12 protein-coding genes are annotated in these 13,752 nt (G+C 62.3%); all 12 read right to left on the minus strand.

Annotated elements, in window-relative coordinates:
* Positions 1–268 precede the first annotated feature (268 nt).
* The 12 genes from ABIC16_RS10325 to ABIC16_RS10380 all read right to left on the minus strand — a co-directional run bounded on the left by ABIC16_RS10325 (position 269) and on the right by ABIC16_RS10380 (position 13,556).
* A complete protein-coding gene (locus ABIC16_RS10325) occupies positions 269–1,618 on the minus strand; it encodes a sensor histidine kinase (RefSeq protein ID WP_354291013.1) in 1,350 nt (449 codons plus the stop codon).
* Positions 1,619–1,620: 2 nt separating this feature from the next.
* The gene (locus tag ABIC16_RS10330) at positions 1,621–2,298 is read right to left on the minus strand and encodes a response regulator transcription factor (protein ID WP_354291014.1); all 678 of its coding nucleotides are present in this window, start codon (positions 2,296–2,298) and stop codon (positions 1,621–1,623) included.
* A gap of 64 nt (positions 2,299–2,362) precedes the next feature.
* On the minus strand, positions 2,363–3,580 hold the full coding sequence (locus ABIC16_RS10335; RefSeq protein WP_354291015.1) for a trypsin-like peptidase domain-containing protein: 1,218 nt from the start codon (positions 3,578–3,580) through the stop codon (positions 2,363–2,365).
* 141 nt (positions 3,581–3,721) lie between these two features.
* Positions 3,722–4,015 carry a YhjD/YihY/BrkB family envelope integrity protein gene (locus tag ABIC16_RS10340; RefSeq protein WP_354291016.1) on the minus strand — a complete coding sequence of 98 codons (294 nt, stop codon included), beginning with the start codon at positions 4,013–4,015 and terminating at the stop codon, positions 3,722–3,724.
* Positions 3,957–4,739 carry a YihY/virulence factor BrkB family protein gene (locus ABIC16_RS10345; RefSeq protein WP_354292300.1) on the minus strand — a complete coding sequence of 261 codons (783 nt, stop codon included), beginning with the start codon at positions 4,737–4,739 and terminating at the stop codon, positions 3,957–3,959. Before ABIC16_RS10345 ends, ABIC16_RS10340 begins: the two co-directional genes overlap by 59 nt.
* Before the next feature lie 134 nt (positions 4,740–4,873).
* A complete protein-coding gene (locus ABIC16_RS10350; protein WP_354291017.1) occupies positions 4,874–6,127 on the minus strand; it encodes a DUF2254 domain-containing protein in 1,254 nt (417 codons plus the stop codon).
* 450 nt (positions 6,128–6,577) lie between these two features.
* The gene (locus ABIC16_RS10355) at positions 6,578–7,903 is read right to left on the minus strand and encodes a sugar porter family MFS transporter (RefSeq protein ID WP_354291018.1); all 1,326 of its coding nucleotides are present in this window, start codon (positions 7,901–7,903) and stop codon (positions 6,578–6,580) included.
* A 689-nt stretch (positions 7,904–8,592) separates the two neighbouring features.
* Positions 8,593–9,159 carry an aromatic-ring-hydroxylating dioxygenase subunit beta gene (locus ABIC16_RS10360; protein WP_354291019.1) on the minus strand — a complete coding sequence of 189 codons (567 nt, stop codon included), beginning with the start codon at positions 9,157–9,159 and terminating at the stop codon, positions 8,593–8,595.
* Positions 9,160–9,178: 19 nt separating this feature from the next.
* On the minus strand, positions 9,179–10,561 hold the full coding sequence (locus ABIC16_RS10365; protein WP_354291020.1) for an aromatic ring-hydroxylating oxygenase subunit alpha: 1,383 nt from the start codon (positions 10,559–10,561) through the stop codon (positions 9,179–9,181).
* Positions 10,562–10,635: 74 nt separating this feature from the next.
* Complete coding sequence (locus ABIC16_RS10370) at positions 10,636–11,616, minus strand: aldo/keto reductase (protein ID WP_354291021.1); 981 nt, start codon at positions 11,614–11,616, stop codon at positions 10,636–10,638.
* A complete protein-coding gene (locus ABIC16_RS10375; RefSeq protein WP_277969697.1) occupies positions 11,616–11,957 on the minus strand; it encodes a rhodanese-like domain-containing protein in 342 nt (113 codons plus the stop codon). The genes ABIC16_RS10370 and ABIC16_RS10375 overlap by 1 nt, the downstream gene beginning before the upstream one ends.
* A 522-nt stretch (positions 11,958–12,479) precedes the next feature.
* On the minus strand, positions 12,480–13,556 hold the full coding sequence (locus ABIC16_RS10380) for an AraC family transcriptional regulator (protein ID WP_354291022.1): 1,077 nt from the start codon (positions 13,554–13,556) through the stop codon (positions 12,480–12,482).
* Positions 13,557–13,752 lie beyond the last annotated feature (196 nt).

Consider the following 13,752-nt stretch of genomic DNA (forward strand, 5'->3'; position numbering starts at 1 on the left):
ACACCCAAACGCCGCGCAAAAGTTCCCATGTTGTCCATCGTGCTGCCCACATCCCTGCCGTGATCGTGGGCGCAATCCATCACTTATCAGATCGTATGTCAAATATCTTATACGATTCTTAGGCAGGATTCCGCTTTGGCGTTCTTTTCGTTCCGGTAATGGAGCCGTGACGATCGCCTGGAAGCACGACACACAAAGCTGCCCGTCCCCGGGAGTGCCCAGAACGGATCTGCACGGAACACCGGAACGCAGCGTACCCCGGCAGCGCTCACCCGAGACTGGGCAGGGACACGATCACCGTAAGCCCGGGCGCATTGTCCCCGAGCGTGAGCGTCCCGCCATGCACGCGCGCGGCGGCCACCGCGATGCTCAAGCCCAGCCCGCTGCCCTCGGCATGACGGCTCGGATCTAGCCGCACGAAACGCGCGAGGGCGTGGTCGCGCTGGTCTGCGGCGATGCCGGGGCCGGTGTCGGCAACGGTCAGCGAAAGGCCGGTCCGGTCGCGCTCGAGCGTGACCGTCACCCGGCCACCGGACGGCGTATATTTGATCGCATTGTCGAGCAGGTTGGTGACGAGTTGCCCAAGGAGCGAGCGGACGCCGCGCGTAACCGCCGGCACCGTCTCGATCGTGAGCGCCACGCCGCAGTCGTCCGCGACCGGCTCGAATAATTCCCCCGCTTCTCGCACGATCGCCGCCAGGTCGACCGGCGCGAATTCGCTCGCCATCGTCGTCTCGGCGCGCGCAAGCCGGAGCGTATCGTCGATCGTCCGGAGCAGCGCATCGAGATCGGACCGGCTGTCGAGCGCGACGCTGCGCGGGTCGTCGCTCAGCGCCGCAAGATCGATCCGCGACCGGATTCGCGTCAGCGGGGTCTTGAGGTCATGCGCGAGCGCATCCGTCGCGGTCCGCAAGGAATCCACCAGGCGTTCGATTTCGGTGAAACTGGTGTTCAACGTTACCGCCAACCGGTCATATTCGTCGCCGCGGCCCGTAACGGGAAGACGTTCGTCGAGATGGCCGGCCTGGAAGCGATCGCCCGCGGCGCTGGCGGCCGTGAGGAACGCAAGGCCGCGCCGACTGTACCAGAAGCCGAACAGCAGCCCGATCGCTCCGGTAGCGACGAGCGACCACGCCAGTGCCGCGACATAGCGATCGTGCAACACGCGGCGATCGTCCGACAGGCTGCCGACCAGCAGACGATAGTCGCCGCCGAGCAGCACCGTCCGCGCGGCCACCTGCCGGTCGATGACGTTACCTCGTGCGGTCGTGATCTGGGTATCGAAGGTGCGATAGCCGGTCCGATCGATCGCGTCGGGCCACCGCGCAAGATTGCCCGCAATCGGGTCGCCGTTCGCGTCGGCCATAAGATAGATGAAGTCCGTGACGCGTGGCCGTCCGACCGCGCGCGACACCGCCTGCACGACCGCGAACGGGCCTTCCGCCCGGTAGCGTTCGATCAGCCCGGCGGTCTCGTCATCGACGGCCGCCTGGGCGCGCGTATCGAGCAGCCGGATCGTCTGGACATATTGCACGGTCAGCGCAGTGCCCGTCGCGATCAGCGCGATCACCGTGATCCACAGCGCGCCGCGCAGCGCCGCGGTCGATGGCCAGCGCATCGTCAGACCGCATCCAGCCGGTACCCCGCACCACGGATCGTCCGGATCATCGGGGGATCCTCGGCGGCGTCGATCTTCGCGCGCAGGCGGCTGACATGAACGTCGACGACATTGGTGCCCGGGTCGAAATTATAGTCCCAGATCGCTTCCATCAGCATCGTCCGGGTGACCACCTGGCCCGCATGCCGGGTGAGATAGTCGAGCAACTGAAACTCCTTGTTGAGCAGCTCGATGCGCCTTCCGTTTCGGGTGGCCGTCCGCGCCAGCAGATCGAGCGTCAGCGAACCGGTCTGTCGGACCCCTGTGGCAACGTCCTCGTCGCCATGGCGCCGCGCGATCGCTTCGACCCGCGCGACGAGTTCGCCGAAGGAGAAGGGCTTGGGCAGATAGTCGTCGCCGCCCGCGCGCAAGCCCGCAATTCGGTCGTCGACCTGTCCCAACGCCGACAGGACCAGCACCGGGGTCCTGTCGCCCTGTGCGCGCAGTGATTTCAGGACGGACAAGCCATCCAGCGTCGGCAGGTTTCGATCCAGGATGATCGCGTCGTAACGCCCGACGATCGCCGCGGTCAGACCGTCGATCCCGGTCGCGGCGTGATCGGTGGTGTGTCCATGCTCGCCCAGTCCGCGACGGATGAAGTCCGCGGTCTGGGCGTCGTCTTCGATCAGCAGCAGCTTCAAGATCCAGATGCTCCGTTCGAGGCCTCGGGGAGCGGACGCGCGGATCGCGCGCCGGTTCCCCCACCTAGGATTGCGCCGTGCCTTCGTTCGCGATGCGCAGGTCGAGCGATACCGTGCGACCGTCGCGCAGCACTTGCGTCGGGACGCTCGAGCCGATCCGTGCCGACGCGACGGCGCGCGCCAGATCGCGACCGTTGTCGATCGGGGTCGATCCGAAGCGACGGACGATGTCCCCGCGCTGGATGCCGGAGCGTGCGGCGGGACCGCTGTCGTCGACCTCCGCGATCAACGCGCCTTTCTGCACGGTCGTGCCGATCGCGCTGGCGATTTCCGGGGTCATGTCCTGCAACGACACGCCGATCCGCCCGCGCGACACGTGTCCGGTCTGGGCAATCTGCAGCGCGACCTGCCGGGCCATCTTGGCCGGAATGGCGAAGCCGATCCCGACGTTTCCGCCGCTCGGCGAGAAGATCGCGGTGTTGACGCCAACGACACGCCCCGCGCTGTCGAACAGCGGCCCCCCCGAATTGCCGCTGTTGATCGCCGCGTCGACCTGGAGGAAGTCGTCATACGGCCCGGCACCGATCTCGCGTCCGCGCGCGGACAGGATCCCCGACGTCACGGTATTGCCAAGCCCGAACGGACTGCCGACCGCGAACACGCTGTCGCCGACGCGGATATGATCGCTGTCGCCCCAGGTGATCGGCGTGAACCTGCCCTTGCCCTCGATCCGCACGACCGCGACGTCGATCTTCGGGTCCCGGCCCAGCACGCGGCCCGCGAATTCGCGGCCATCGGACATCTGGACGGTGACTCGGTCGGCCCCATCGACGACGTGGTTGTTGGTGATGACGAGGCCGGACGCATCGACAATGAAGCCCGATCCCAAGGCGCCGCGTTGCGGGCCCTGCGGTTGGCTCGGCCGCGCCTGCTGACCGCCGCCGCCGCGGGGATCGAAACCGAACAACTGCCCCAGCCGCTCCGCCAGTTCGTCGTCGTCCGATCCGTATGGCATCGGCGCCGATGATTGTTGCAGCATGGCCGCGGGCTTGACCTGGATCTGGACGACGCTCGGGCCGACCGCTTGAACCATGTCGGACAGCGAGGCGTGAACACCCGACGCCGCGACCGCCGCCGGTCCGGGCGCAACGAAGCGGTCGCTCAGCCCATCGTGGCGCTGGTCCGCAGTGATCGCGCCGCCGGCCACCCCGGCAAGCGCGGTCGTCCCCAGCGCAACGGCAGCGACGAGCGGGCGTACGGTCAGACGACGATGCAAAGCCATGATCTTGGTCCTTGGAGAGAAACGATGCTCCTCCTTTGAACCGCTACGATGGGGTCAGCGTGGTGCCGACGTTACATCGATGTAATGTTGGGAATGTAACGTTGGGCGGGAAGGTTGCCGCTGCCGGCCGTCCCGGCAGGTTCAGGCGGCGTCCTTCCGCGACGATAGGGTGCCGGCCTCGTTCTGGTCGGCCGCGACCGCACCCCGCAGACCTTCCGGCCGAGGCGCCCCCGTCGTGGTGTCGAGCGCCGTCTGCAGCTCCAGCTCGACATTCAGGCGCGCGCCCAACAGCATCGCAACGGCCGACAGAAACATCCACACCTGGAGGATGACGACCGCCGCCAGCGACCCATAAGTGGCATCGTATCGCGCAAAATCAGCGACATAGATCCCGAAGCCATAGGTTGCCGCAAGCCACAGGAGCGTGGCGCCCAAGGCGCCCGGCCAAACACCACGACCACCGCGCATCCGCGCGCGCCGGAGCGTAGCGATACAGCAGCAGGAAGCCCGTTCCGGTCGCGATGGCCATCACGGTCCAGAAGCTGATCCGAACCGCATTCCACAGGAGCGGCGTTCCATCGGGAAGCAGCTGTTCGACATACCCAAGCACCGCGATCCCGCACAGCGCCATCAGCAGGAACAGTCCACCCGACATCGCGATCACCGCTGCGACGCTCCATCGCTTGAAGAAGCTCGCCCGGCGCGGCTGATGATAGACCAGGTTCATCGCGGCCATCACCGACCGCGCGAACAGCGCCGCCGTGTACAGCGTCAACAACACCGTCGATGCCGCGCCGATCACATTGCCGTGGCGTGAGCCCAAACCATGTGCGAGCGACCTGGACAGAAGCGGTTGCCCCCCGTTCGGCACGATGTCGATCAGCGCGGCCATGTCATGCGCGACCTGCGCCGGCGTGGCGATCATGCCGTAGATCAGCGCGATGGAGAGGATCGTCGGGACGACCGTCAGAAACGCATGATACGCGATCCCCGAGGCGAGCAGCGTGAGATGTTCCTCGAAGGTCTTGCGGCGGGTCCGGGCGAGGACGTCCAGCCACCCGGCAAGCGGGATTTCCCACGGATGCCGCGCCGCCGTCCCCCGAACGGGGGCATCACGCAGCGCGACCCAGCGCTGGTACACGCTGCGGACCAGGCGCATCACCACGCGCAACGGACAGACTTGCTCGAAACGGTGACGATTGCGCTCATGGCGTCAAGACATCTGGCCTTTCCGTCTGTTCCCACCCGAACCCGACAAAGAGTGCGCGGCGCCATTCGGGGCGTTCGTCCAAGTCAAGTCGATGCGGGCCATAGCCGCGCATAAGCGCTTTCGAATACCGCAAGATCGTCCGCATCGTCCATGGTTTCGCGGGCGCGCTTTGCATGCCGCACCGCCCAGCTTTCGATTTGCGTGCGGTTCGTGGGCAAGTTCGCATGCATCGCGGCCAAGGTCGCCGTCAGCCGAAGCGACACTTCGATTTCCCTGCCGCCTTCGCGCAGGATCGGGCCGAAGGCGTCGGTCAGCATATCCTCGATCGACGGGCGCCCGAGATACACTCGGTGCCCGTGCTTGTCCTTCTCCCCGTTCTCCGAAGGTTGCGTCCCGAGCGTCAGGAATACGCGGAGGAGGGCATTGAGCACTTCGATCCCGGTCCCCGGATCGTTCGTTGCGGGGGCGAGCGCGCGACTGGCGATCTCGGACAGCGCGATCAGCCCGAGCCGCGGGTCCTGATCGAAGCTTCGATGCCGTTCGATCGTGAACGCCTTGACCAGCCCGCCGCGGGTCGCGTCGTCGACAACCCCTTCCACCTGCACCAGATCCCGCGCCGGATGAACCAGCATTCCCGGAAGGACGCCGACGTGAACGGACAGGTCTTCGCGTTCGGCGATCGCCTTGAGCGCGGCGATATCGATATGGGTGACATATCCCGTTTTCGATCCCGCGATCGCCACGGCATTCGGCGGAACCACGGTCGCGGCGTTTCCGCCTAAATAGGGTGCCGCGGCAAACTCCGCCATCGCCTGCGTCGCGGCTTCCTCGACCCGATCGATCACGTCGGCCATGCGTCCGAACGCGGTAATGTGGCCGATCCAGCGTAACAGCGTGCCGACCACCAGCAGGATGATGAGCACGGTCGCGGCGAACAGGATGATACGACCGTCATGACCATAGGCGCTCGTGTTGAGCCCGACGATCCCGACCATCGAGAAGACGAACGCGCCGAGGAACGTCGACAGGGCGTTTTGCGAGGTCGGGTCGCTGACCATCAGCTGCGTCGCGCGCGGTGTGGCGAGTTGTGTTGCCGACGAATAGGCGCTGACCATCGCGGTCAGCGAGAAGGTCGTCACCGCCAGCATGCTCGACGCCATGATCTGGAGAATGGTGCCGACCGAACGCTGACCGATGTCGACGTCGAAGGCGTAGGGGAGGTAGGGCGTGATGACGCCCGCGAGGATCGCCAGCGCGACACTGAGCAAGCTGATGATACCGGCCCGGAACCAGATTTGGCGGATGATCCGATGGATAATCCACGTCCATCGTTTCATGTCATGGTTCCTTCTTGCTGGCCCCGTGCTTCGACACGGTCGCACGTGTTTGGCAAGCCGTAACGAGACGATCGCCTTCCTGGGGAACACTATATTCGCTGTGCCGCCGATTTGACGGGGGCGTTTCACATCGTTGGCGCGGCATGGCGGGCAGCCTGGAGAGAGCCGAAGTGTATGACGAACTGCACGGGCAGTCCGTTGCGACGTTCGTGTCCGTCCTCGGGCCGTTCAGCGACCGGGAGCGGCGCTTTCCGCGGCTATTGTGCGCGAAACCGTCGCTGAAACCGACGCGATCGCGACATTTTCGGACATGATCCGCGGCATATTGCGGTAAACCGACCAGCTTTTGGCATCGCAATCGGGCCGCACGCTCTATGTCGGGTCCGTGAACCGGGCCCAACGTAGATCGTGCTGCCTTCTGGAAATTTCAAGACGGCGATAGGGCCGCGTTCACGCCCCGGTTCCCCGTAAGTCCATGTTCTCCAAAGCAACACCGTTCGTTTCCGGCATCACTTTCCAGACCCACACGAACTGCAGCAGCATCATCGCGCCGAAGAATGCGAAGACCCAGCCACCCACCGCGTCGGCCACCACTGGAAACAGCCAGGTGATGATCGCCGCCATCACCCAGTGGGTCGTCGAGCCCAGCCCTTGCCCCTTGCCGCGGACCGAACTCGGAAAGACTTCGGAAATAAACACCCAGATTACAGCGCCTTGACTGACGGCGAAGGCGGCAATGAAGACAAGCAGGCCGGCAAGGATCAGGGTCCCGTCCGGCGCGGCGCGCTCGAGCTGCCAACCGACCAGCAGCAATGCCGCAGCACAAACGATCGATCCCACGAACAACAGCGGCTTGCGGCCAAACCGGTCGATCAGCAACAGCGCCAACGCCGTGAAAAGCAGGTTGATTCCGCCGACTGCGACCGATTGCAGCAACGCGCTATCCGCACCGGCCCCCGCGAGCTCGAAGATCCGCGGCGCGTAATACAGCAGGGCATTGATGCCAGAGAGTTGATTGAACATGGCAATTGCGATGGCGCAAGCCACCGGCAACCGATGCGCCGCCTGGAACAGGCGGGGCGCGCCCTTGCTCGCCTCCCGCATGTCCGCGGCTTCGATCCGCACCAGTTCTGCGGCGGGATCGCTAAACCCGAGACGCGTCATGGCTGCAACGGCCCGATCGCGGTGCCCGCGGACTGCAAGCCATCGTGGGCTTTCCGGCAACAGCAGCGTAACTATCAGAAATACAACGGAAGGTACCGCGACGATGCCGAACATCCAGCGCCATGCGGTCTCGGGCGGCAGGATTTGCGCGATGACATAGTTGGACAAGAAGGCGAGGAGGATGCCGAGCACGATGTTGAGCTGGTTCATCGCCACCAGTCGGCCGCGAAACCGCGCGGGTGACACTTCCGCGATGTAGATCGGGGTGACCACCGACGCCGCGCCGATGGCGATCCCGCCGAGGAAGCGAAATGCGATCAGAACAGACCAGTCCTGCGCCAATCCGGTCCCAAGCGACGAAATTACGTAAGCAATTGCGACGGCTAGCATGATCGCCTTGCGGCCATATCGATCGGCCGGCACGCCCGCGACGAGGGAACCCACCACGGTTCCGATCAGCGCAGACGCCACGGTGAACCCCAGCGATCCCGCCGTCAGCGCGAACTCGCTCTGCAGGGCGTTCGTCGCGCCGGATATGACGGCGGTATCGAAACCGAAGAGAAGACCGCCAAGCGCAGCACCCGCTGCGCTCATGACGATCGCAGCCGTCACTCGCGCGTCATCCAAGGTACCTGCGTCAGCAGGGCTCGCATCAGTGTGCATGGGTCGTTTCCGCTTCGATGGAGGGGGATTCTGGAGTAGCCTGATCCGAAGGTGACATGTCAACGTGCCAGAAATTCCAAGCGCTTACCACGCTAGGGGCAGGCCACGGGAAACGCGACACCTCAAGACGCGCGCGGGACGTTACTGCAGTCGATTGCCGGAAAGCGCGCACTACCAGTCAGGTTATTCGGAGGTTGTTCGGTCAAGGTCGAGCGTGGAGCACTTCGGCTGAAGCTGCCCATCGAGATCATCAGCATCCGCGAATTCACCGTCGTTGTCGCGCATGAGCGTGGTCGACGCAACGGACTGTATTCGCCACGATCCTCTCGTTTAAGGGGCGATGGCGGAGGTCTGATAAAGGTCAGCAGCTCCACGGGGGGGCAATTGTCGACGAGTTCGATCGAGGAAAAGTGCCGCCGCGGGAGCGTACCACGGTGCGGAACATCGAACGGCATAAAACAGCCGCACGAGCAAAAGCGCGCGGACGGTTGACCATGGGGTTTCGGTAGGCAGCGGCTTTTGGCTCAAGCGGTGCCTGAACGCAAAGCCCTCCTAATACACGTACGCTAACGCACTGAGACGTTAGGCGTTGTTGATACAAACCCGACGACCGACGGGCCGGTCATCGGGTTTATCCGTCAGAAGAAATTGCTCAGGTTCGGAGATTGCAGAACGGTGCTCTCGATAAAGATCGCGCGCTGCCGGATCTTGAGGGCGCCATCGACGCGGCGCAGTCGGTCCTGGCGGTGGCCGACCCACGTATCCTCTTCTTTCTCCAGCCGAACGCGGTGTGTGTAGAAGTTCGAGTATACTTCTATTTCGTCTTCGGTGGCCGCGGTAATCCGAATGTTCGTGACGAGCCGGCGCACGCGGGAGGGGGGATCCTCAGCCCAGGCGTAACCGGTCTTGAGCCGCCGGACCCGCATCGCCAGCATGGCGTGGTCGTCGTCGATAAACGCCATCTGACCAGGTCGGGTAAATTGTCGTGCCGTGTCTTTGGTGGTCATCGTACGGCGGATCGGCATCCAGTAGCGTACGTCTTCGGCAAATAATGCGAGCCAGTCCTGAAACTTGCCCTGATCCAGCAGCGCCGCTTCCTCGATCAGGAACTGCTCGACCTCGAAATGCCGAAGCATATGCTCGAGCGTAGGCTCGGTAACCACGGCAGGAAGCGGTGGCAAAAGTTGATCGTTATTCTCAAACATGATTGTCATCCTTCGCGCATCACGCGGATTTGAACACGTCCTGCGGCGTTGCGTGGTTTTGCTTCAGCTCCTCCCAACTCTCCGCACTCATCCAGTCCGCCCAAGCACGGTAAGTCCAAAGCTGGGCGTGCTCGTTGACGAGGGTGTCGATGTAGGGAGCACCGACTTCGGGGACCGTGAGATTGGTCGTCTCGGCATCCATCTGATAGTTCAGCGGATATTCGCGTGCGATGAGTCCGCGCGTGCCCGATGTGCTCATCTCCCAGTTCTCGCCGTCATCCTGCTCCAGCATCCCGGCAGGACCAAAGACCCTGGTCGCGAGGGAAATCGCTCCGGCCTTGACCTCGTCGGGCCAGTCCTTGTTGACGAAGGTGAACCACCACAACTCCGTTTCGTTTGGCCCCTTTGGCAGGCGGAGTGCGACCTGATTGGTGATGGTCGATACGAACAGGTTCGGGAAAATGTGCGGATGTCCCAACGACCGCGTCCCAATCTCGCCCAATTCTTCACCGGCGCGCGGGTCGAGCCGCCAGAGAAGTGAATTCATCACGGGCGAAGGCACGATCGATTCATCGCGAGCCGCGATCCGTTGCAGCCCATCCCACACTGCGTCGGTCAGACGCGGTCCACTGATGGCATGTCCGTAATCGCCGAAAAGAACACGCTGCTGCTTCGACCCGAAGGGATGTAACAGTTCGTTTGCGGTATCATCCGGGAGTGACCGCGGGAACGCACCCGACATGAACGCGGACGCGTGGCTGATCTGCGCATGATACCAGTCGAACGTGTTATCGACGACGATCTTCCAGTTGCATTCCAAACGGTTCTTCTGAACGCCTTCAACGACGACCATGTCACCCTGGCTCGCGATGAAGTTCAGGCCAGTCCGCCCGACGTCGCCGAGATATTCTTCGAGATCGGGCGCTTCGGGATCCATCGTCGCGAACACGAACCCGCGATAGCTCTGGACCTTACCTGCGGGAATGAGGCCCCATTCGTCGCGGTTGATCTTCTCCTGATACAGTTCGCGGAAACCGGGGACTCCGGTCAGCTTGCCGTCAAGGCCGTAAGTCCAGCCGTGGTAGGTACACAGGAACGCGCGCGCGTTGCCCATCTCTGCACGGCAGACGGCATTACCGCGATGGCGGCAGCTGTTGAGAAATACCTGAAGCTTGCCCGTCCGATCGCGCGTTGCGATCACACTCTCCTCACCGATGTAGTTGAGGAAGAAGTCGCCGGGCTTGGGGATCTGGGATTCATGGCACATGAAGTTCCAGCCGCGCGCGAAGATCTTTTTCTGCTCTGTCTTGTAAAGCTCCTCGCCAGAGAAAATAACACGGTCGACAGTATGATCGTCGATGTTCAGATAATCAACGAAGCGGTCTTTTGCTTTCGGTTCCATCGGCTGTCCTTCGGAGGGGGCTGCGTTCCGCATGCCAAATTCAGTCGTTCGAAGTGCAGGCACTTCGACGTTCGTCAATAATAGGGGAAGTCCGGCTTTCCGACCGCGTCGACGGCCGCCAGAAGGTCGGCCGGCATCGGGTTTGCCGCAGCAGAACAAGCAGCGACGAGTTCGTCCTCGCTTTCGGTACCCACGATCGCTGAAGCGATTGACGGTTGCGAGATCAGCCAGCCGAGCGCCAGTTGCGGTTCGGTCAAATGCGATTGTTTCGCGATCTGCTGAATCTGCTTTGCCAGGACCAGTTGCGGCTCGCTGAAACCGGGACCGCCCCACCGTTTGTGACCAACGAATTCCCGACCAGCTACATTGCCGCTGAACAGCCCACCAGCCAGCGGGCTGAACGCCATCAACGACATGCCATTCCGTTCACATGCAGGGATCAGATCTCGCTCATGCTCTCGGTTGGCAAGATTGTAAGGCACCTGGATCGCGATCGGTGCGCAGGTCCCGAGACGATCGGCACGCCAAAGCGCTTCGACCATTTGCGAAGGCTGAAAGGTGGACAGGGCACAATAGCGGATTTTTCCCTGTTTTTGCAGGTCGTCGAATGCCCGCAAGGTTTCGTCGATCGGCGTCGTAGGATCGGCGTGATGCGCATAATAGATATCGATATGGTCAGTCTTGAGTCGCCGAAGGCTCTGCTCGATCTGGTTGAAGATGTGCAGTCGCGAGAGTCCCCAATCATTGGGGCCATCACCGACCTGCTCCATCACCTTGGAACAGATCAGAGCCTGATCGCGGCGACCGGTCAGCGCCTTACCCAAAATTTCCTCTGCCGAAGCCCGCTGCGCCGCCGGTGGTGCATTCGGGCGATCGAAGCGCGGCTGATTGCCGTAACTGTTTGCAGTGTCGAAGACGTTGATGCCGAGATCGAGCGCCCTCGCGACGACGCGGGACGCTGTCGCTTCCTGCGGGGCGACACCGAATGTCGCGGTGCCGAGAGCGATCGCGGACACGCGAACACCGGTGCGACCGAGTTGCTTATACTGCATCATCAGACTTGCATGTTACCGTTGGCAATCGTGTCGACCGGCAGGTCGGCGTCGAGCCAGGCGTCGATCCCACCAGCCAGAATGGCGACATCGCCATATCCCGCCGCAAGTGCCTGCGTGGCGATCGGCAGGCATTGTTCGCCATCGTCGCAAACCAGGACGATCGACGAGTCCTTGGGGATGGAATTGCAGTTTTCGAACATCAGTTCGCCGGGATAATTTATCGATCCAGGAACACGACCACCAAAGTAATCAAACGGCATCCGAATATCTACGATCGCTAGCTTGGACTGATCATCCAAGGCGACGAGGTCTGCCGGGCTTATCAATTTAAACGCTGACATTGTTCTGCCTTTGTCGCTTCGACCGTAACGGCGTATTCACTCCCATTCACTCTCGGGCGCCTGCCGAAGCTGACGAAAACCGGGAGAGAGCACGACCGATATTCCGACGGTCCAGATCATCCTCTTTGCAACTCTGGCCCAACGACGAACCATATCGTCAGGCAAGGTCCACACCCGACCGTCACATTACCGCGACGGAACAGTCCTAAGTCTTGCGCGGCTCATACCGTTTGGCGTGAGGCCCGCGCACTGTATGCGATACCCATTTGTCACCAAACGGGTTCGATTCATGATCCTCAAAACCTAGTCCTTTGCTTCCGAAGCCACAATGGGGTCTCCTATGAGGAAGAATGCCCCTTCTCGTATGGTGGGAAAACGGAGAAATCGACCGCTTGGGCAAGCGTGCCGAGGTGATTCAGGGGCTTCGAGGTATGATCGGCACCAATTTTCGGGTGGCGTTGAATCATCCCGTACGTCAGGAGATGCCGCGGGGCAGGGCGTGGTTCCACTTTACCAAATAGGTCACTTTGTTACGGAGGCGCCTAGGCTGACACTCGGTCCCTTGCGACATCGCGGTGTAGGGTAGTTCTTAACCCGGACTTTTCCGGGCGTTGTCCCACTCCATTTGCGAAAACCGCGATTGAAGGCGGCTTCGGAGCTGTAGCCTAGCTGTTCGGCGATCTGAACGATGCTGCAATTGGTCGATGTCAGCATGATTTGCGCAGCACTCATTCGCGTATGGGTCACGAAACGGCCGGGCGACATGCCCAAAGCGGTACGAAAACGCCAAGACATGGCCGAGCGTGAGAGACCGGTTGCGCGTGAAAGCGCATCGAGCGTCCAATCGTGACCCGGATCCCGTAGGATCATGCCAATGAGTTTGGCCACGAGGGGATCGGACAGACCCTCATAAAAAGGCGAGAAATTGTCGCGCAGCGCGGCTTCCTTGAGGGCCAGCGCAAAAAGCGCTTCGCCCAGCCGAATGAAGACAGGTTGAGTGAGGAAGTTGCTTTCGCGTTGCGTATCGGCCTCTTCGAAGATCGCCGAAAGGAGCGCCGAGTGCTGACGTCCAAACCCCTTCAATAGTACTGGTCGGTAAAGTCCGTCGAGCAAGGGGCCTGGAACCCGGTCGTCCACCCAGGCGAGGACCATGCGCATTACGAACGGCGTGCCGCCGCCGCCGAAGGCGATGTGCATGCCAAACGCGCGGGTCAGCGAGACCATGTCGTTCTCGTCGGTCATCTCGCCATCGACAAGAGAGGCGAGCACGTCACGAAGATCGAGAGGATTGGTGTCGGACTCGATGCAAAATCGGTGACGCAGGTTGCGGGGGACTATTAGAACGTCGCCATGCTCGAAGGTCATGGGTTCCGTCATCCCGTCGAAACGGACTTCACAGTGCCCCTCGACCGCTTCGTAGAAAGCGAGCGAATCCGCTTCATACGCGACGCTGACGCAGACCGGCGCGGACATGTGCGAATGGCAAAGTACCGCGCCTGATAGACGGATCGAACGCAATAGATCGTCTAGCGGAGCAGGCGGGCGGAATTTCGCCGGATTGACCAGGGAAGGGCCGGCAGGGGATGGTGTTGGCGGCATACCTCTCCCTGCGCAATCAGTGCTTTCTCCAATAGCATAGAACGGGCCATTCGGAGCGTCATCGCTTTTTAGCCGCGCTGCGATGCCATCGCCTGACCACGTAACATCAAACGGACGCCACGGGGGCTTTGTGATCCCGTGGCGCCCGCAACGCCCCCTCAGTTGTCTTCGGCGGAGCACGTGAACAACGGTAAGA

The organism is Sphingomonas sp. PvP055, from assembly GCF_040546365.1.
Taxonomy (GTDB): domain Bacteria; phylum Pseudomonadota; class Alphaproteobacteria; order Sphingomonadales; family Sphingomonadaceae; genus Sphingomonas; species Sphingomonas echinoides_A.